Genomic DNA, 19,383 nt, shown 5'->3' with positions numbered 1-19,383 from the left:
GCCGATCAGGACGTGGCGTCGGACCAGCGGGCGGACAGCCCACCGACCACGGCGCCGGCGAAGTCCGCGATCTCCGTGTGCCCGACGAACCTCGCGTACTCGGACAGGATCGACCAGCGCGCGGTCAGGGCCACCGAGCGGGGCACGGACAGGTGGTGCCGACGCAGCGCCGCGTTGCGGGTGTCGTCGTCCGGGAGGAACCAGTGGGTGGTCAACCACGCCCACACCAATTGGGCATCGAGCAGGGTCGAGTGCAGAACGTCGTCGTCGGAGAGGTGCGGCCAGATGCCCACCACTTCGGCGCGCCACGCGTCGACCATGGCCTCGGCCCGCTCGGGCGTCAGATCCAGGCGGCAGAGGCATCCGGGGTACGACATCAGCGTGTAGGCGACGTCGAGGGTGGCGTCGCGGAATCCGCCCCACTCGTAGTCGAGGAAGCGGACACCCTCGTCGTTGACGATGATGTTGTCCGGGCAGAGGTCCGACGGACTGAACGCCCGGTGTCCCCCCGATCCGAAGAGCTTCGCGGCGCGGGTGACCGCCTCGGCGATCCGGGGCGGTACCTCGATGCCCAACTCGGTTGACAGCATCGTCGGAACGTCGGCGACGGCGTCCGCGACCTGATCGCTCAGGCCGTCGCGGGTATGCCCGACGCCCGCACGGCCGAGCAGTGCACCGAAGTCCTCCTCACGGCCGAACGTGGCGGCGTGCATCCGGCCCAGCGCCTGGGCGAGAGCCATCAGGGAGTTGGTGACCGACGCCGGGTCGGGATGGGCGATGAGACTGGTGAACGGCGCAGCATCTCCCAGATCGCTGAGGACGAGCAGTCGCTCCTTCAGGTCGTACGCGATGAGCGCCGGACCCGGGCGCGTGTCCGTCGCGAGCGCGGTCGCGAACTGGTAGGACACCGCCTCGCGGAGGAAGGCCGTGTCGTCGCCGGCGCCGAGGCCGGTGCGGGTGACCGACTCGGTCGCACTGTCGCGAACCTGCTTGATCACCAGCGTGCGCGGAAGTTGGAACGGGTTCTCGGCGACGCGTACGCGGATGACGACCGTACGACCGCTACCACCGAGGTCGACCGGATCGACCAGCGTCACGGAAGCACCCGTGCGTCTGGTGAGAAGTTCACGTGCTGCGGCGACCGCCTCGGTCACCGGATCTGCCAACATTGCCGTCATCGATGTGCCGACCCGGCCGCGTCCAGGAGGAGCAGCAGGGTCTTTCCTCGTTTCCGTACTCGTGCCGGCCCGAGGGCCGGATTTATCAGGTGCGAACAGCGAGAGCAGAACAGTGTTCCCCACGTCGCGTTCGACGAAACAGGCTCGTCATGCGGTTTTTCGACCCTATCGCACGACCCTGACAGCAGGGTGAGTCACCGTGCGGCGGAGATCGGCGCCACGTCGACGGAGACGGAGATCCTGCTGCTCGAGGACTCCGTGTAGATGATTCCGCGCAGCGGCGGCACGTCGTCGTAATCCCGCCCCCACGCCACGGTCACGTACCGCTCGTCGACCCATTGATCGTTCGTCGGGTCGAACGCCAGCCACTGCCCGCCCGGCATCCGCACGGAGGCCCACGCGTGCGTGGCGTCCACGCCGATCATGCGTTCCTTGCCGGGTGGTGGCTGTGTCGCGAGATACCCGGAGACGTAGCGCACCGCGAGCCCGTGCGAGCGCAGGCATGCGGCGGCAACCCTCGCGAAGTCCTGGCACACACCCGTCCGGGCCGCGAAGACGTCGGCGACCGTCGTGGTCACCGTCGTCGATCCGGACAGGTACGTGAAGTCGCGATGGATCCGACGGTTCAGATCGAAGACCGCCTCCGCCAGGGGACGACCCGGCGTCAACGACTGCGCCGCATAGTCACGAACCTCGTCGGTGATCTCGGCAGGGACCAGGTCGAGGACGAAGTCGACGTCGAGCGCGCCGTCGGCCGAGGTCGGTCGGGCGTCCTCCCACGGTCCGACGGCTCCGGCGCTGGTCAACCGGGCCGGATCGGGGGGCCGGACGGAGACCAGCGCACGTCCCGTCACGCACAGATGATCGTGATCGGTGGTGACGTGGAAGTAGAGGTCCTCGTTCCCGTACAGGTCGACACCGGTCGACCTGTCGGTCGGTGTCGGCGTCACCGTCACCGACGCGTCGAGGCAGAGCTGCTCGGCCGTCGTTCGCGGAAAGATGTGGCCCCGGCCGTACGACGACGACACCACCGACGAGTAGGCGTACTCCGTGCGGTGAGTGATCGCGTACCAGCGCACATCGGGCGCGGCGGTCACGAGAGCACCCGCCCGCCGCCGCTACCCCACAGCGGCTGAGTTCCACCGGGGAGAGTCAGGTGGGCGGCGGTGATGGTTTCCGAGAGATCCAGCAGGTCGGCATGGACCGCGCGGACGACCTCGTCGAACTCCGACCGCGTACCGGTGGCGTCGACGTCCTCGAGGTCCGCCGGATCCACTCGTCGAAGGGTGGAGACGATACGTTCGAGCGCCCGGTCGGTCTTCGACGTGCCTGTCGCGCCCGGCAGTGCCGCGAGATTCGTCGCAGCTCGCTGCACCTGGTACATCACCGACCGCGGGTTGCCGCTGTCGAACAACACGAGTTCGGCGACGGCCCCCACCTCCGGCGCACCTCGGTACCGGCGTCGATACGTGACCGACGAGTCGGCCGCGCCCAGAACGGCCGAGAGGACGACCTGCTCGACGCCGGGTGGACGAGCCGTTCCGACGGTCTCCGCCAGCAGTGCGGTGATCTGCAGCGCGCGTTCGACGCGCTTGCCGGTGTCCATCAGGAACCAGCCCGGATCGTGGACCATCGACTCGGCCGAGAGACCGGACACCGCCGACATCGACCCGACGACGCGGCTCTGGGTCGCCCACAGGCCGGCCTCGTCGGAGGCGGACGACTGCGCGCACTCGGCCAGTGCGGTGTCGAGCCTGTTGAAGACAGCCCACGTGTCCTCACCCAGCTGGTCACGCACGGCGCGCGCGCAGGTCTGCAATGCGGCGACGGAATGGGCGAGCGTGCCCCGTCGCCGCGCGTCCACCGTCAGCGACCGGAACTCTGCCAGCGTCCGAGCGCGTGTCGGTGCGTCGTGGAAACCCGGTCCGGTTGCCGTGACATCGGTCAGTGCCCCGAGCACGATCGCCGAGGCCACGGATCCGTCGTCTCCTGCCACCCCGCCGTCGTTCTCCCGGAAACACCGACTGGCCGCGACCAGTAACCGCCCGGTGGCTTCCGCACGCTCGCCGTATCGGCCCATCCAGTAGAGATCGTCCAGGACGCGAGGTGTGCTGACCGAATCGATGACCCGCAGCCGCCGCGTACCGATCACCCGATCCGGAATCCCGTCGACCGGGCGCGCCGGAACGGATTCCGCCGGGGCTCGCCGCTCCGAGAGCACCCAGACGTCCTTCGCCGCCGTGGTGGCCATCGGTTCGGAGAGGGGCTCGGTCACCAGTACCTGCGCGAGACCACCCGTCATCGGGGTGTATCCCACGCGTTGAGCGACGTCGAACAGTCGGATACCCACCGCAGCCGGCAGAACAGCGGCGTCGTGTCGCCGATGTCCGACCGGGCCCACCGGTGACGTGGCGAGGTCGGGGATCTCCCGCGCGGCCCAGCCTCCCGGATCGGCCTGCACACGTCGGAGCAGGTCCTCGCGCGCCGTCGTGGTCAGCATGGGCCCGACGAACGACTCGTCCGACCCGACGGCGGTCACGACCAGCGAGTTGATGCGAGAGATGATGTGGGACAAGCCGAGTCGATCCCCCGCCCAGTACGACGGAACGGAGTCCAGCAGCGCGTCCTCCCCCAGCAGTTCGCGACCCAGTGCCGAAAGCCGTCCCAGCAACGCGACGTTCTCCAGCACTCCGCTGCCGATGGTGTTGACGACGGTCACCGCCCCTCGGCGTGCCACCTCCAGGAGACCGACCACGCCGAGTCGGGAGTCGGGACGCAGATCCAAGGGATCGGCGTAGTCGTCGTCGACGCGTCGCACCACGACGTCGACGCGGCGGAGAGTCCCGAGCGAGCGCATCCACAGCGCACCGTCGCGCACCACCAGATCGGCCGACTCGACCAGCGGGAAGCCGAGCACCGTCGCGAGGTGCGCCTGGTCGAACGCCGTCTCGGACCACACGCCGGGACTCAGCACCACCACCAGGGGGTTCTCGGCAGCTGCGGGCGCGACCTCGACAAGGGCGACCCGCATGGCGCCGACGAACGTACTCGCCGGAAGGGGCGCGATCTTCCCGAACGTGGTGGGAACCGCGCGAGCGACGATGGAGCGATCGGCCAGCGCGTATCCCGCGCCCGACGGTGCCTGGGTCCGGTCCGAGAGAACCCGGAACTCACCGTCCGCGCAGCGCGCAACGTCCGCGGCGTGGAAGAACAGTTGATGCGGGCCAGGGATGGTGATGCCGTGCGCGGCACGCAGATACCCACGGTGACGGAACACGATCTCCGGGTCCAGCAGACCGCGCGAGAGCACCGTGCGTGCACCGTAGAGGTCGGTCAGGACCGCGTCGAGGATGCGGGAACGCTGCACCATGCCGGCCTCGAGTCGAGTCCAGTCCGCCGCCGCCACGACCGTCGGGACGACGTCGAGTTCCCACCGAGATCCGGTGCGCCCGAGTTCCCCGGTGTCGTTGTAGGTGATGCCGGAGTCGTCGACCAGCCGTCCCACCCGCAGTTGGGCCTCGGCGACGGCGGCAGCGTCGAACCGGCCGCTCTCGGCCAGTGCCGACCAGCGTCGACCGAACTCGCCCCCGGCCCGGAGTTCGTCGAAGACACCGGGACGCAGATCGGCGAGATACGCCGCGAGGAGAGGATTCTCGGGCGGCCGGGGGTCCACGCGCACCGGGGACGACTCCCTCTGCTGCACCTCACGCCCCTTCTCGCCGGCACCCGCGCCGGGTCGGCGAGCTACTCGGCAGAACTTACCCTCCGGCGCGCCCTGCGGCGGACCGCCGGTGCAGTGACAGGACGAACGTGGCAGCGACGACGATCCCGACCAGGTTGATGCCCAGCTGACCCGCGGACAGCGCAGCGATCCGCCACGACCCCACGGTGGCGGCGACGACGGCGAAACCCGCAGCGGGGACCGTCGTCACGGAGATGAACACTCCCACCAGCGCCGCGGATTTCGCCGACACGAGAGCCAGCATTCCGGCGGCACCGGCGAGCAACGCGATGATGAACGAGAACGGACCCACCTGGTAGATGAAGTCGACCTGCTGCAGATCGTCGATCGAGTCGGGCGCGATCCAGCCCAGCGACTCCGCGACGACGGCGCCGATCGTCGTGATCACCATGGCCGTCGGGAAACCGACGAGCAGGGCCAGCAACGACCGCCGTACCAGCGACCGCTGACGCCGCACCAGACCGACCGACAGCGCGGCCAGGGGCCCGAACTCCGGCCCGACCACCATGGCGCCGACGATCGTGACCGGTGAGTCCGTCACGACGCCGATGGCCGCCAGCAGCAACGCGATGCTGAGGAACGCGACGAACGTGACCGTGAAGGAGGACTCCTCACGGGTGCGTCCGATGAGCTCGTCCCACACGATGGCGTCGTCCGGGTCGCCCGGTGCGTCCTTCTCGGCGCTCCGAGCGGCGTCCGACAGCACGGTCTCGACCGGTTGCATCGTCACCGCGCCGTCGTGGGTCAACTCGAGCGAGCGCAGACCGGACAGGACGTCGTTCGCACACTCGCGCACGACGACCGCGTCGACGACATCGCCTTCGGGCCGCACCGCGGCGCCGCGCATCACCACGATGTGCGCGACGCCCGGGGTGTCCTCGAGGACGCGCAGAACCTCGTCCGTCCGGTCGGCGGGAGTGACCACCCGAAGGTTCTGCATGCACTCTCCCTCGCACCGCGTCGGCCCGGCCCTGACGAGCCGGGCTCGAGCCTAGGTCGCGGGAGTATCCGACGCGGGCTTCTCGCCCGATCCACCGCGCGGCACCGGCTTCGCGTCGATGCCGGACTCCTTGCGCTGCGCCGGGGTGATGGGTGCCGGCGCGTCCGTGAGCGGGTCGACGCCGCCACCGGACTTGGGGAACGCGATGACCTCACGGATGGAGTCGACCCCGGCGAGCAGTGCCGTGATGCGGTCCCACCCGAACGCGATTCCGCCGTGCGGCGGCGCGCCGAAGGCGAAGGCGTCGAGGAGGAAGCCGAACTTCTCCTGCGCCTGCTCGGCGTCGATACCCATGATCGCGAAGACGCGCTCCTGGATGTCCTTACGGTGGATACGGATCGAGCCGCCGCCGATCTCGTTGCCGTTGCAGACGATGTCGTACGCGTAGGCCAGGGCGTTGCCGGGATCGGTGTCGAAGGTGTCCATCGACTCCGGCTTGGGCGAGGTGAACGCATGGTGCACCGCGGTCCACGATCCCGAGCCGACCGCGACGTCGCCGCTGGCGGTGGCGTCGGACGTCGGCTCGAACAGGGGCGCGTCGACGATCCAGACGAAGGCCCACTCGTTCTCGTCGATGAGGCCCTGCTTGCGCGCGATCTCGCCGCGGGCGGCGCCGAGCAGTGCGCGCTGCGCCTTGGCAGGACCGGCGGCGAAGAAGACGCAGTCGCCGGGCTTCGCGCCGACGTGAGCTGCCAGGCCGTCGCGCTCGGATTCCGACAGGTTCTTCGCGACGGGTCCGCCGAGCGTCCCGTCCTCCTGGATCAGGACGTACGCGAGGCCCTTGGCGCCGCGCTGCTTGGCCCAGTCCTGCCACGCGTCGAGCTGACGACGCGGCTGCGACGCACCACCGGGCATGACCACGGCACCGACGTACGGCGCCTGGAAGACGCGGAACGGCGTCTCGGCGAAGTACTCGGCGCACTCGACCAGCTCGACGCCGAACCGCAGATCGGGCTTGTCGGATCCGTATCGCCGCATCGCGTCGGCGTAGGTCATGCGCGGAATCGGGGTGGTGATCTCGTAGCCGATGAGGTTCCACAGCGACGTCAGGATCTCCTCGGCGAGAACGATGACGTCGTCCTGCGTCACGAAGCTCATCTCGACGTCGAGCTGGGTGAACTCGGGCTGACGGTCCGCGCGGAAATCCTCGTCGCGGTAGCAGCGAGCGATCTGGTAGTACCGCTCGATGCCGCCGACCATGAGCAACTGCTTGAACAGCTGCGGGCTCTGCGGGAGTGCGTAGAAGCTTCCCGGCTGGAGTCGCGCGGGCACCAGGAAGTCGCGGGCACCCTCGGGGGTCGATCGAGTCAACGTGGGCGTCTCCACCTCGACGAACTCGTGGTGGGCCAGGACGGACCGTGCCGCCGCGTTGACCTTGGAGCGAAGTCGGATCGCGTGACCGGGTCCGGCGCGACGCAGGTCCAGGTAGCGGTACTTGAGCCGCGCTTCCTCGCCCGGAGTCTCGTCCAGCTGGAACGGCAGCGGCGCGCTCTCGCCCAGCACCTCGAGCTCGGTGACGTTCACCTCGACGGCGCCCGTCTGGATCTCGTGGTTCTGATTGCCCTCGGGGCGGAGCTCGACGATGCCGGTGATCTTGACGCAGAACTCCGACCGCAGGCGGTGCGACTGCTCGGCCGCCGGACCGTCGCGGAACACGGCCTGGACCACTCCGGAGGCGTCACGCAGGTCGATGAAGATGACTCCGCCGTGATCGCGCCGACGAGCGACCCAACCGGTCAGGGTGACGTGTCGGTCCGCGTGCTCGGCTCGAAGCGAACCGGCGAGGTGCGTGCGCAGCACAGGAGTCCTTCCAGAAGTAGACGAATACAGCTGGTGATCCTACGGACCATCCAGGCTCGTCCCGACGCCGGTAAGAAACAGCGATGTGTGGGTAGTGCTGCCGTGCGAAGCTGTGTGCCGCACACGCCTGACGAAAGTGGTGACCCATGACGTTCGACCCCAACGCTCGGATCGACTCCTCGCGAGTCTCGAGAAGCTCCGGGGGCCGCGGAAAGGGAATCGCCGTCGGCGGTGGTCTCGGTGGCATCGTGCTCGTCGTCATCACGTTGTTGCTCGGTGGCGACCCCTCGTCGGTGATCGGCCAACTGGGCGGCGGCGAATCCGCCTCGCAGGAGCAGGGCGTCGGAACCATCGAGAACTGCGACACCGGAACCGACGCCAACGCGAACGTCGACTGCCGCGTCACCGCGACGGTGAACAGCCTCGATCAGGTGTGGGACGCGGAGCTCGCCACCCAGACCGGAGTCGCCTACCAGCAGCCGGAGGTCCGCGTGTTCACCGGCTCGGTGGACACCGGCTGCGGCAACGCGACGTCCGACGTCGGCCCGTTCTACTGCCCGGCCGACTCCACCGCGTACTTCGACACCGGGTTCTTCCAGGTGCTCGTCGACCAGTTCGGCTCCAGCGGTGGACCGCTCGCGCAGGAGTACGTGGTGGCGCACGAATTCGGCCACCACATCCAGAACCAACTCGGCGACATCGGACGGGCACAGGCAGATCCGAACGGTCCCGAGTCCGGCGCCGTCCGCACCGAACTGCAGGCCGACTGCTACGCCGGCATCTGGGCCAACTACGCGGACGACCTGCCCGCTCCCGGCTCCAGCGAACCGCTCCTCGAACCGCTGACGGAGCAGGACGTGTCCGACGCGCTGTCGGCGGCGTCGTCCGTCGGTGACGACAGGATCCAGCAGGCCTCGACCGGGCGGGTGAACCCCGAGGGCTGGACCCACGGGTCGTCCGAGCAGCGTCAGGCATGGTTCAGCGCGGGCTACCGCACCGGCCAGGTCGCAGCCTGCAACACCTACGACGCCTCCGATCTGAACAACCCCTCGTCCGTGCGCTGATGTCCTCGCGATTCACGCTCCCCGTCTGCGTGACGTGTGGAGTGCAATTCGACGTCGTCGACCCCGACGAGTGCCCGGTGTGCACCGACGAACGGCAGTACGTCGGCGCCGACGGTCAGCAGTGGACGACGGTTCATCGACTTCTCGACACGCACCGCACTGTGGTTCGTGAGGAATCACCCGGCCTGTGGGGCGTGGGAACCGAACCGTCGTTCGCCATCGGTCAGCGCGCCCTGATCGTTCCCGGGGACGGAGGAAACGTGTTGTGGGACTGCGTCTCCACGATCGACGATGCAGCGATCGACCGCATCCGTGAGCTCGGCGGGGTATCGGCGATAGCGGTGTCGCACCCGCACTACTACAGCGCCATGATCGAGTGGAGCGAGGCGTTCGGTGGAGTACCCGTCTACATCCACGAGTCGGACAAGCGCTGGCTGCCGCGCGACGGCAACGTCAGGACGTGGAGCGGGGACACCCTCGAGATTCTCCCCGGCAGAACGCTGATCAACACCCGCGTGCATTTCGCCGGAGGATCGGTCCTGCGGTGGGCAGGCACGGACGGTCGTGGCGCGCTCTGCACGGGAGACATCATCGCTGTTGCCGCGGACCGACGGTGGGTGTCGTTCATGTACAGCTACCCGAACATGATCCCGGAACATCCCGACACGGTCCGGCGCACGGTGGCGCTGCTGAAGGACGTTCCGTTCGAGCGCATCTACGGCGCGTGGTGGGGGAAGGTCGTCGAGCAGGATGCGCACGGCGCCGTGGTCCGATCCGCTCGTCGGTATCTCGAACACATCGGGGTCGCGCCGGGCTTCTGACCGAAGCGGAGTCAGAACAGGGTCATGGCAGGCTCCGGCGTGCTCTCGACGGGCGCGGTCGACCGCACGGCGTGAACCGCCATCGGGTCGAGACCGAGCAGAGAGTGCTTCTCCCGCAAGGGTTCCACCTTGCCGCGGAGCCACGCTTTGTACTCGGGGCTGACGTACGCGCCCCGTCCGTACAGCACGCGGTAGCGACGCACGAGGGCCGGATGGTTCTCGGCGAGCCAGCCCATGAACCACTCCTTCGTGCTCGAGCGCAGATGCATCGGCAGCGCTGTCACGCCCGTCGCTCCCGCTGCCTGCAGGGCCCCCATCAACGCGTCGAGGTGCTTCGGACTGTCGGTCAGGAACGGGATGACGGGGGCGATCAGAACATGACACGGTAGGCCGGCGTCGGTGACGGCGCGGATGAGGTCGAGCCGAGCGCGCGGCGACGGAGCCCCCGGTTCCAGCGACTTCTGCAGTTCCTCGTCGTGGAACGCCAGGCTGATGCTGACCTGGACGTTCACCTTCGTCGCGGCCAGGGTGAGCAACGGGAGATCACGCCGCAACAACGTTCCCTTGGTGAGTATCGAGAACGAGGTACCGGACTCGGTGAGCGCTCGGATGATGCCGGGCATCAGCTCGTACCGTCCCTCCGCCCGTTGATAGGGATCGGTGTTGGTACCCAATGCCACCGGTTCCCGCTTCCACGACGCGCGTGCCAGTTCCTTGCGCAGGACGGAGACGATGTTCGTCTTCACCACGATCTGGGAGTCGAAATCCCGCCCCGCGTCCAGATCGAGGTACTCGTGCGTCGGACGCGCGAAGCAGTAGCGGCACGCGTGCGAGCAGCCGCGCGCCGGGTTGATGGTCCACCTGGCCGGCAGCGCCGACTCGTCCGGAACGCGGTTCAGTGCGCTCTTGCACAGCACCTCGTGGAACGTCACCCCGTCGAACTCGGGTGTCCGGACCGTGCGGATCAGCCCCGCCTTCACCAGGCCGGTGCGTTCGAGACCCGGGAGCGCCCCGTCGGGCGCGTCGAGTGTCTGGCCGTCCCACCTCACGAACCCTCCCATCCCCGAGCCCACCGGAGCCGCGGTCGTCATCGAACACGTGGTCGAATTCGGCTCCCGCCCACAGTCGAACATCCGTTCTAGTAGAGTGTCAACTCATGGTGCAACTACCGACTCCCCCGTCCGTCGCGGACGGCGCCGTCAGTGCGGACGTCGTGGAATGGGTGGCGCAGCATCTCGGTGATCTGACGCGGGAAGGGCCGGCCGGCGTCCGCGCGGGCGGTATGAGGGGCGGTCAGACGGCGGCCGATGCTGCGTTGGCCGGCCTCGACATCGCCGGCTATGCGCGCTCGCGCAGCACCGTCCTTCCGGAGTCGCGGCGCGGCGCCAGCCGGATGTCCCCGTACATCCGTCACGGCCTGCTGTCGCTCCGCGAGGTGTGGGATCGCGTCGAGGACGCTGCCGGGCGCGACCGCTCCCGCTACCGCGACGAGTTGATGTGGCAGGAGTACGCGCGACACCTGTACGCCCGCGTCGGCACCGACCTCGGGCAGTCGCTCACCCGCGAACAACCCTTCGCCTCGGGCGGCGACGTTCGAGCCGACGATCCCTGGCCCACCGAGATGAACTGCATGTCGTCGGTGACGACCGAACTGCACGACGACGGCTGGCTGGTCAATCAGACACGCATGTGGCTGGCGTCGCAGTGGGCCGTCCGGGCGGGAGCAACCTGGCGTGACGGTGAGGACGAGATGTTCGCGCACCTGCTCGACGGTTCTCGCGCCGCCAACCGCCTCGGCTGGCAGTGGACAGTCGGAACCGGGAGCGGCAAGGTGTACGGCTTCAGTCGGTGGCAGGTCGAGAAGCGCGCCCCCGCCCTCTGTCGCGGGTGCGCACTCGCCTCGGCGTGCCCGATCCAGGACTGGCCGAGCGCGGAACTCGGCCCCTCGGTCGACGGTCCCGATCTGACCACGGCGGATATCCCCGCCGGTCCCGCGGAGGCGAGCGGTAGTGCCGCCGAGCAGGTCTGGTTGACCGCCGAATCGCTCGGCACCTCCGATCCGGCACTGTCGGCCGACGAGTCGAGGCCGGCAGTCTTCGTCTTCGACGAACCCCTTCTGCGACGGCTCTCGTTGTCGGGTAAGAGACTGGTGTTCCTGGCCGAGACGTTGGGTGAACTGGGCGCCATCCGCGACCTCGAGGTTCGCCGCGGGGTCGTCTCGGAGGAGCTTGCAGGCAGGAGCCTGGCTGCCACCTACGCGCCGGTGCCCGGCTGGGCGCGCATCGCCCGCACACTCGAGCCCGTCGAAGTCCATCCCTGGCCGTGGTTGGTCCGACCCGGCCGGTCGTCCGTGCGGTCGTTCAGCGCGTGGCGCCGTGGGCATTCCGATCCGCTACCGTCGACCGCGTGACCGAACCTCTTCCCACGCACGAGTCGTCCGATCCCACTCTGCCGACGCTCGAACCTCTGTTCCGCATCGTGGTTCGGACGTCCGACACGGTCCATCTCGGCGACACGCAGTCGGTGGCGACTGTGGTCGGCGGCGTGCTCAGCGGGCCCGGTCTCGAGGCCGTCGTCCGCCCGAGCGGCGCGGAACACGTCCGGGTCCGCGCGGACGGCTCCGCGGCCTACGAGATCGACCTTCTCGCGGATGTCGACACCGACGACGAGAGTGCTGTCGTCCGTCTGACGCTGACCGGCATCCGCTTCGGGTCCGCGGAGGTCACGGAGGCACTCGACCGGGGTGAGGACGTCGACACCGCGCTGTACTACTTCCGCGGAACGCTGGCCGTCTCGACGTCGATCCGCTCGCTCGCCTACCTGAACAGGGCCGTCGTCGTGACCTCGGGTTCCCGACGCGGTACGGACACGATCGTCGACGCGTTCCTCGTCACCTAGGCCGCGCGATGACGACGACCGGCGCCGGGCGCCCCCGGCTCACCACCCGCAAACGGCCCGGTGCCACGGCGCGGGAGGAGATCCTCGACGCCGCCGCGGAGCTGTTCACCACTCGGGGGTTCACCAGCACCTCGACCAGGATGATCGCGGACGCGGTGGGCGTCCGCCAGGCGTCGCTGTACCACCACTTCGCCACCAAGGACGACATGCTGGCCGCCCTGCTGGTCGGCACGGTGGATGCACCTCTCGCCTGCGCGGTGGCGCTTCGCGACGTCACGGTCGACGCCCCCACCGCCCTGTATGCGTTGGTGTGGTTCGACGCCGGCCAACTGATGACGTCGCGATGGAATCTCGGCGCGTTGTACCTGATCCCGGAACTGCGGACGGAGCGCTTCGAACACTTCCGGGCTCGGCGTATCGATCTGATGGCGCTGTATGCGGAATTCTCGCGCGCCGCCCTCGAGTCGATCGGCACCGTCGAGGCGGCCGACGACACCGTTCGACTGCCGTTCCGCATCGTCGAAACGGTGATCAACGCTCGGTCGGATCTCGAATCCCAGTCCGCCGAGGTGGTGGCGACACCCGACGCCATTGCCGACGCGGCAGTTCGAGTGCTGGGGTGGCGGGACCCCACGACCACGCTCAACTCACGTGCCCGCGACGTGCTCTCGAACATGTCCGCGTAGCGCGGTCAGGCTGTCAGCGCCGCGACCTCGGCATCGGTGAGGACGGTGGCGGGAGCCCGACCGGACTCCCGCACCACACCGATCGCACGGAACAGCGGCCGCTCCAGCAGCCCGGCTTCCCGTGCCTCCGCGCGCAATTGGGTCACCAGCACCGATGACACGGCGAGCGCGGAGGCCAGCGCCGAGCGGGACAACGCGTCGGCAAGTGCCCGGAGCGCGATCGGCTGGAGTTCACGTCCACCGTCGTCGGTGTACATCGCGACGCCGACGGTGACGTCGCCGGACGAGTCGCCGACGCGCAGCAGCACCTGGCTCACCCGGGCGACCCGCACGATGATCTCGACCCTGGTGGCGTCGGACATGTTGACCCGTCGTACGCGCAGCGCTCCCCGCCTGCTCACCACGCCGTGGTCGATCCAGACACGGCGCCGTCCGCCCGACACCACCGCGAACGCGGCCGTGGCGACCAGTGCGATGCCCAGCACCACTCCGACGACGGGATTGATGAGGAACGCCGCCACGGCACCGAGCACGGCGCCGACCAGCGCGAAGACGGCGCCCGCCACGCGCAGTCTGGGCACGATGAGCTCGGTGGGCACCAGATCCAGTGCCACCACGCCGCGATCGACCATGACTACCTCACTCCGACAACGTTGCCCGTACGCGGGCGACGACCTCCGACAGCGGGACCGACGTCTGCGAACCCGTGGACAGGTCCTTGACGCCGATCTCCTCCGATTCGAGGTCACGATCTCCGAGGACGAGGGCGATCCGTGCACCCGAACGGTCGGCGCCCTTCATGGCGCCCTTCATCCCGCGGTCGCCGTAGGACAGGTCGACCCTGATGCCCTCGGCGCGCAGCTGATGCGCGATGACGGACAACCGCAGCTTCGCGTCGGCACCCATGGGAACCCCGTAGACATCGCACCGCGCTGTGGACGCAGGTGACACCCCTTCCGCAGCCAGGGCGAGGACCGTGCGATCGACTCCCAGACCGAAGCCGATACCCGACAACGGTTGTCCGCCGAGTTGCGCCATCAGGCCGTCGTAACGGCCGCCGCCACCGATACCGGACTGAGCGCCCAGGCCGTCGTGCACGAACTCGAAGGTGGTCTTCGTGTAGTAGTCGAGGCCACGCACCATGCGGGGATTGACGACGTACGGCACGCCCATCGCGTCGAGGTGCGCGCGGACGGTGGCGAAGTGCTCGTTCGCCGACTCCGAGAGGTGGTTCATCATCAGGGGCGCGTCGGCGGTCATCTCCCGCACGTGCGGGCGTTTGTCGTCGAGCACTCGCAACGGGTTGATCTCGGCCCGGCGCCGGGTCTCCTCGTCGAGAGGGAGGTCGAACAGGAACTGCTGCAACAGCTCTCGGTACTGCGGACGGCAGGTGTCGTCGCCGAGAGAAGTGATCTCGAGCCGGAAACCGGTGAGACCGAGGCTGCGGAATCCGGCGTCGGCGATCGCGATGACCTCCGCGTCGAGCGCGGGGTCGTCGACACCGATCGCCTCGACGCCGACCTGCTGGAGCTGACGGTACCGGCCGGCCTGGGGTCGCTCGTAGCGGAAGAAGGGCCCGGAGTAGCTCACCTTGACCGGCAGAGCGCCGCGATCGAGGCTGTGCTCGATGACTGCTCGCATCACGCCGGCGGTGCCTTCCGGGCGAAGCGTCACACTGCGGTCACCCTTGTCCGCGAAGGTGTACATCTCCTTGCTGACCACGTCGGTCGATTCACCGACGCCGCGCGCGAACAGCGCGGTGTCCTCGAAGATCGGCAACTCGATGTGGCCGTACCCGGCCGCCCGGGCAGCAGCGGTCAGGCCGTCCCGCACGGCGAGGAAGGTCGCCGAGTCGGGCGGCAGGTAGTCCGGGACACCCTTGGGAGCTGCGAAGGGGTGGATCTTCGTGCCGTCGGCGCTCATCGGGCACCGCCGAGGCCGGTCAGGAACGGATTGCCGGCCCGCTCGGCGCCGATGCTCGTGGTCTCGCCGTGACCGGGCAGGACGGTGGTCTCGTCGTCGAGGCACAGCAAGGACGTCTCGATGGACGCGAGGAGCTGTTCGTGGTTTCCGCCGGGGAGATCGGACCGACCGATGGACCCGGCGAACAGGGTGTCCCCGGAGAAAATCGCCCGGTGCTCTCCGGTATGCACGCCGAACACCACCGATCCACGGGTGTGACCGGGAGTGTGGGACACCGTGATGTCGATCCCGGCCACGGACAGCTGATCGTCGTGGGCCAGTTCGATGACCGACGCAGGTTCCTCGAAGGTCGAATTCGCGATCAAGGGAGCGAGCACCGGGCCGATTCCCGAGGCCGGGTCCGTGAGCATGTGACGGTCGTCCGGATGGACGTACAACGGAATGTCGAACTTCGCGCACACCGGCGTGGCGTCCCACATGTGGTCGAGGTGGCCGTGGGTCAGCAGCACCGCGACAGGTACTAGTCCGGCCTCGTCCAGGAACGAGTAGAGCGGCGCGGCCGCTTCCTGGCCAGGGTCGACGACGAAGCATTCGGCCGAGTCGTCCAAGGACACGACATAGCAGTTCGTCTGGAACATGCCGGCGGGGAATCCGGTGACACGCACAGTGAAGGACTCCTCAGGAGTGATCGGGAGAAAACACCAGACTAGGTGGTCACCGTCACGGGACGACAATCCGGGCGAGAAGCCGGTGACCGGGTCAGGACGCTCTCAGGAAAGCCTGGCACACTTTTGCTGCTCACCCGCTCCAGCGAGAAGAGGAACGCCAACCGTGCCGACGAACGAACAACGACGTGAAGCTGCCAAGCGGAAGCTCGAACGCCAGCTCGAATCCCGAGCAGCGCGCGCTCGCCGACGCAAGCAGACCACCATCGCCGCCGCGGTCATCGGACTCGTGGTCGTGATCGGTGGCGTCGCGATCGCCGTAGGTGTGACCCGCGGAGGGGACGACGCGGTCGAAGCTGCCGATGCGCCTACCAGCGAGTCGTCGACTCCCGAAGGCATGCTGCCCGCCGGGAGGTCGGAGCCTCTGCCCGAGACCGTGACCTGCGCCTACCCTGCCGGCGGCCAGGCTGCGAAGCCCGCGAACGCCCCGCAGACCGAGAACGTGCCGACGACGAACGAGAACGTCAGCGTCAGCATGGACACCAGCCAGGGCCCGATCGGGTTGTCCCTGAACGCCGCCGAGGCGCCCTGCACCGTCAACAGCTTCGCATCGCTGGCGGGTCAGACGTACTACGACAACACGCCGTGCCATCGACTCACCACCGCGGACAGTCTGAAGGTCCTGCAATGCGGTGACCCCACGGGCGCCGGAACCGGTGGTCCCGGGTACCAGTACGCCAACGAGTTCCCCACCGATCAGTACGCCGACGACCCGTCCGCGCTCCAGTCCCCCGTTCTGTACCCGCGGGGAACGATCGCCATGGCCAATGCCGGTGCCGACACCAACGGCAGCCAGTTCTTCCTGGTCTACGGCGACTCCCAGTTGCCGCCGAACTACACCGTCTTCGGCACCATCGACGAAGCCGGGCTGGCGACGCTGGACAAGATCGCCGCTGCCGGAGTCGAGGGTGGCGCCCAGGACGGCGCTCCCGCGCTTCCCACGACCCTGAACACGGTCCAGCTCGACCTGGTCTGACCGCTCACCCTGAACTCCCCCCCGCCGCGAGTACGCCGACAGTGTCGTGATTCCGTACGGGATCACGACACTGTGGACGTACTCGCGGGGAGGGTGTCGAGTTCTAGGCAGCCGAGGTCAGGCGATACACGTCGTAGACACCCTCGACGTTGCGGACCACGTTGAGCACGTGCCCCAGGTGCTTGGGATCGCCCATCTCGAAGGTGAACTTGGAGATGGCCACTCGATCACCTGACGTGGTGACCGACGCCGACAGGATGTTGACCTTCTCGTCGGCCAGCGCCTTCGTGACGTCCGACAGCAGGCGGTGACGGTCCAGCGCCTCGATCTGGATCGCGACGAGGAAGACCGACGACGGTGACGGCGCCCATTCGACCTCGATGAGTCGTTCCGACTGCTGCTGCAGCGATCCTGCGTTGGTGCAGTCGGTGCGGTGCACGCTCACGGAGCCGCCACGCGTCACGAAGCCCATGATGTCGTCGCCGGGCACCGGGGTGCAGCACTTTGCCAACTTGGCGACGACCCCCTCCGCGCCCGAGACCATGACACCGGCGTCACCGACACGCCGGGGACGCGTCGGAATCGTCGACGGTGTGGAGCGTTCTGCCAGCTCTTCTTCGACGTCGCCGACGCCTCCGAGATGCGCGACGAGCCGTTGCACCACGTGCTGCGCCGAGACGTGGTTCTCACCGACCGCCGTGTACAGGGCGGACACGTCGACGTACCGGAGTTCGTGAGCGATAGCCGACATGGACTCGCCGTTCATCAGGCGCTGCAACGGCAGTCCCCCGCGCCGCACCTCCTTGGCGATGGCGTCCTTGCCGGCCTCCAGGGCTTCCTCGCGGCGCTCCTTCGCGAACCACTGACGGATCTTCGTCTTGGCGCGCGGCGACGCGACGAACGTGGCCCAGTCGCGACTCGGTCCGGCTGTCATGGCCTTCGAGGTGAAAACCTCGACGACCTCGCCGTTCTCGAGTTGGCGCTCGAGTGCGACCAGACGTCCGTTGACCCGAGCGCCGATGCAGCGGTTTCCCACCTCGGTATGGACGGCGTACGCGAAGTCCACCGGACACGAACCGGCGGGCAGTGTCACGACATCACCCTTCGGGGTGAAGACGAAGATCTCCTTGACCGCGAGGTCGTAGCGCAGCGACTCGAGGAACTCCCCCGGGTCGGCGGCTTCACGCTGCCAGTCGAGCAGCTGGCGCATCCACGCCATGTCGTCGAGCTCGGTGGCGTCACCGGAGTGGCGACCCTTGGTCTCTTTGTAGCGCCAGTGCGCCGCGATGCCGAACTCGGCGGTGCGGTGCATGTCGCGCGTACGGATCTGCACCTCGAGCGGCTTGCCCTCGGGGCCGACGACCGTGGTGTGCAGCGACTGGTAGACCCCGTAGCGCGGCTGCGCGATGTAGTCCTTGAACCGACCGGCCATCGGCTGCCACAGCGAATGCACGACGCCGACGGCGGCGTAACAGTCCCGGATCTCGTCGCACAGGATGCGCACCCCGACCAGGTCGTGGATGTCGTCGAAGTCGCGACCCTTGACGATCATCTTCTGATAGATCGACCAATAGTGCTTCGGACGCCCCTCGACGACGGCACTGATCCGCGACGCGGATAGCGTCGCATTGATCTCCGCGCGCACCTTGGCCAGATACGTGTCGCGGGACGGTGCGCGGTCGGCGACCAGACGGACGATCTCGTCGTACTTCTTGGGATGCAGGATGGCGAACGCCAAGTCCTCGAGCTCCCACTTGACCGTCGCCATCCCCAGTCGATGAGCAAGTGGCGCAATGACTTCGAGAGTCTCCTTTGCCTTGCGTGCCTGCTTCTCCGGAGGCAGGAAACGCATCGTGCGCATGTTGTGGAGACGATCCGCGACCTTGATGACCAGCACCCGCGGATCACGCGCCATCGCGATGATCATCTTGCGGATGGTCTCGCCCTCGGCCGCGGTACCCAGCGCGACCTTGTCGAGTTTGGTGACGCCGTCGACCAGATGCGCGACCTCGTCACCGAATTCGGCGCGCAACTGATCCAGCGAATACCCGGTGTCCTCGACTGTGTCGTGGAGCAGCGCGGCGACCAGAGTGGTCGTGTCCATTCCCAGCTCGGCCAGGATGTTGGCGACGGCCAGCGGATGCGTGATGTACGGATCGCCCGACTTGCGCATCTGAGTCGCGTGACGCTCGTCGGCCACGTCGTAGGCACGCTGCAGCAGGCCCAGGTCGGCCTTCGGATAGAGAGTGCGGTGAGTGCCGGCCAACGGCTCGAGCACCGGCTTGACCGCGGTGTTGCGCTGCGCGGTGATGCGGCGTGCAAGACGTGCGCGCACCCGCCTGGATGCGGAGGACGGCGCGGTCGGTGTGACGCTCGCTTCGGGCTGCTCGACGGGCGCGGCCGCGGCGTCCTCGATCGGGACGGACGGCACGGCGGAACCGGAAGCGTCGGGAACCGGGACGTCGGGAACCGCGGCGTCGGGATCGGGGGCGTGGGACTCCGGCGCGGTAGGACCGATGTAACGCGTCATGGTCGACACCTCCTCAGCTGCTCGACTGAAACTTTAGCCG

Annotated in this window: 16 protein-coding genes; 6 read left to right on the top strand and 10 right to left on the bottom strand. The window is 68.3% G+C overall.

Annotation, left to right across the window (positions count from 1 at the left end; translation table 11 throughout):
• Positions 1–5: 5 nt before the first annotated feature.
• The 5 genes from AC0IX4_RS12040 to aspS all read right to left on the bottom strand — a co-directional run bounded on the left by AC0IX4_RS12040 (position 6) and on the right by aspS (position 7,720).
• Positions 6–1,178, bottom strand: a complete 1,173-nt coding sequence (locus AC0IX4_RS12040) for a phosphotransferase family protein (RefSeq protein ID WP_471829073.1) — start codon at positions 1,176–1,178, stop codon at positions 6–8.
• A 194-nt stretch (positions 1,179–1,372) separates the two neighbouring features.
• A complete protein-coding gene (locus AC0IX4_RS12035; RefSeq protein ID WP_471829071.1) occupies positions 1,373–2,275 on the bottom strand; it encodes a transglutaminase family protein in 903 nt (300 codons plus the stop codon).
• Positions 2,272–4,857: a circularly permuted type 2 ATP-grasp protein gene (locus AC0IX4_RS12030; RefSeq protein WP_471829070.1), complete on the bottom strand. Its 2,586-nt coding sequence runs from the start codon at positions 4,855–4,857 to the stop codon at positions 2,272–2,274. Before AC0IX4_RS12030 ends, AC0IX4_RS12035 begins: the two co-directional genes overlap by 4 nt.
• A 79-nt stretch (positions 4,858–4,936) precedes the next feature.
• Complete coding sequence (locus AC0IX4_RS12025; protein WP_471829068.1) at positions 4,937–5,860, bottom strand: DUF389 domain-containing protein; 924 nt, start codon at positions 5,858–5,860, stop codon at positions 4,937–4,939.
• Between the two features lie 51 nt (positions 5,861–5,911).
• Complete coding sequence (gene aspS / locus AC0IX4_RS12020) at positions 5,912–7,720, bottom strand: aspartate--tRNA ligase (protein WP_471829067.1); 1,809 nt, start codon at positions 7,718–7,720, stop codon at positions 5,912–5,914.
• Positions 7,721–7,866: 146 nt separating this feature from the next.
• Between aspS and ypfJ the strand changes: the two genes are divergently transcribed.
• Positions 7,867–8,784 (top strand): KPN_02809 family neutral zinc metallopeptidase, encoded by a 918-nt coding sequence (gene ypfJ / locus AC0IX4_RS12015; RefSeq protein ID WP_471829066.1) that lies wholly within the window; start codon positions 7,867–7,869, stop codon positions 8,782–8,784.
• Positions 8,784–9,605: an MBL fold metallo-hydrolase gene (locus AC0IX4_RS12010; protein ID WP_471829064.1), complete on the top strand. Its 822-nt coding sequence runs from the start codon at positions 8,784–8,786 to the stop codon at positions 9,603–9,605. The genes ypfJ and AC0IX4_RS12010 overlap by 1 nt, the downstream gene beginning before the upstream one ends.
• A gap of 11 nt (positions 9,606–9,616) precedes the next feature.
• Here AC0IX4_RS12010 and AC0IX4_RS12005 read toward each other — a convergent pair whose 3' ends face one another.
• Complete coding sequence (locus AC0IX4_RS12005; protein ID WP_082043147.1) at positions 9,617–10,654, bottom strand: Rv2578c family radical SAM protein; 1,038 nt, start codon at positions 10,652–10,654, stop codon at positions 9,617–9,619.
• A gap of 107 nt (positions 10,655–10,761) precedes the next feature.
• On the opposite strand from AC0IX4_RS12005, the gene AC0IX4_RS12000 reads away from it, so the two are divergent.
• Genes AC0IX4_RS12000 through AC0IX4_RS11990 form a run of 3 tightly spaced genes read left to right on the top strand, consistent with a single transcriptional unit; the run spans position 10,762 to position 13,189 of the window.
• Positions 10,762–12,015 (top strand): FAD-binding domain-containing protein, encoded by a 1,254-nt coding sequence (locus AC0IX4_RS12000; protein WP_471829063.1) that lies wholly within the window; start codon positions 10,762–10,764, stop codon positions 12,013–12,015.
• Entirely contained in the window at positions 12,012–12,503 is a 492-nt protein-coding gene (locus AC0IX4_RS11995; RefSeq protein WP_052493301.1) for a DUF3237 domain-containing protein, read from the top strand. The genes AC0IX4_RS12000 and AC0IX4_RS11995 overlap by 4 nt, the downstream gene beginning before the upstream one ends.
• 8 nt (positions 12,504–12,511) lie before the next feature.
• Positions 12,512–13,189: a TetR/AcrR family transcriptional regulator gene (locus AC0IX4_RS11990; protein ID WP_042575393.1), complete on the top strand. Its 678-nt coding sequence runs from the start codon at positions 12,512–12,514 to the stop codon at positions 13,187–13,189.
• 5 nt (positions 13,190–13,194) lie between these two features.
• Here the strand turns inward: AC0IX4_RS11990 and AC0IX4_RS11985 are convergent, their stop codons facing one another.
• The 3 genes from AC0IX4_RS11985 to AC0IX4_RS11975 are packed head-to-tail and all read right to left on the bottom strand — an operon-like array spanning position 13,195 to position 15,777.
• Positions 13,195–13,821, bottom strand: a complete 627-nt coding sequence (locus AC0IX4_RS11985) for a hypothetical protein (RefSeq protein WP_042575394.1) — start codon at positions 13,819–13,821, stop codon at positions 13,195–13,197.
• A gap of 7 nt (positions 13,822–13,828) precedes the next feature.
• Complete coding sequence (gene hisS / locus AC0IX4_RS11980; RefSeq protein ID WP_471829062.1) at positions 13,829–15,112, bottom strand: histidine--tRNA ligase; 1,284 nt, start codon at positions 15,110–15,112, stop codon at positions 13,829–13,831.
• Positions 15,109–15,777, bottom strand: a complete 669-nt coding sequence (locus AC0IX4_RS11975; RefSeq protein ID WP_042575396.1) for an MBL fold metallo-hydrolase — start codon at positions 15,775–15,777, stop codon at positions 15,109–15,111. The genes hisS and AC0IX4_RS11975 overlap by 4 nt, the downstream gene beginning before the upstream one ends.
• Positions 15,778–15,943: 166 nt before the next feature.
• Between AC0IX4_RS11975 and AC0IX4_RS11970 the strand changes: the two genes are divergently transcribed.
• Positions 15,944–16,813 (top strand): peptidylprolyl isomerase, encoded by an 870-nt coding sequence (locus AC0IX4_RS11970; RefSeq protein ID WP_042575397.1) that lies wholly within the window; start codon positions 15,944–15,946, stop codon positions 16,811–16,813.
• Between the two features lie 103 nt (positions 16,814–16,916).
• On the opposite strand, the gene AC0IX4_RS11965 is transcribed toward AC0IX4_RS11970, so the two are convergent.
• Positions 16,917–19,343 (bottom strand): RelA/SpoT family protein, encoded by a 2,427-nt coding sequence (locus tag AC0IX4_RS11965; protein ID WP_471829061.1) that lies wholly within the window; start codon positions 19,341–19,343, stop codon positions 16,917–16,919.
• Positions 19,344–19,383 lie beyond the last annotated feature (40 nt).

The sequence above is a fragment of the Rhodococcus sp. AC861 genome, assembly GCF_979256035.1.
Note: the sequence above shows the minus strand (reverse complement) of the source record. Positions and strands in the feature narration are given on the sequence as shown.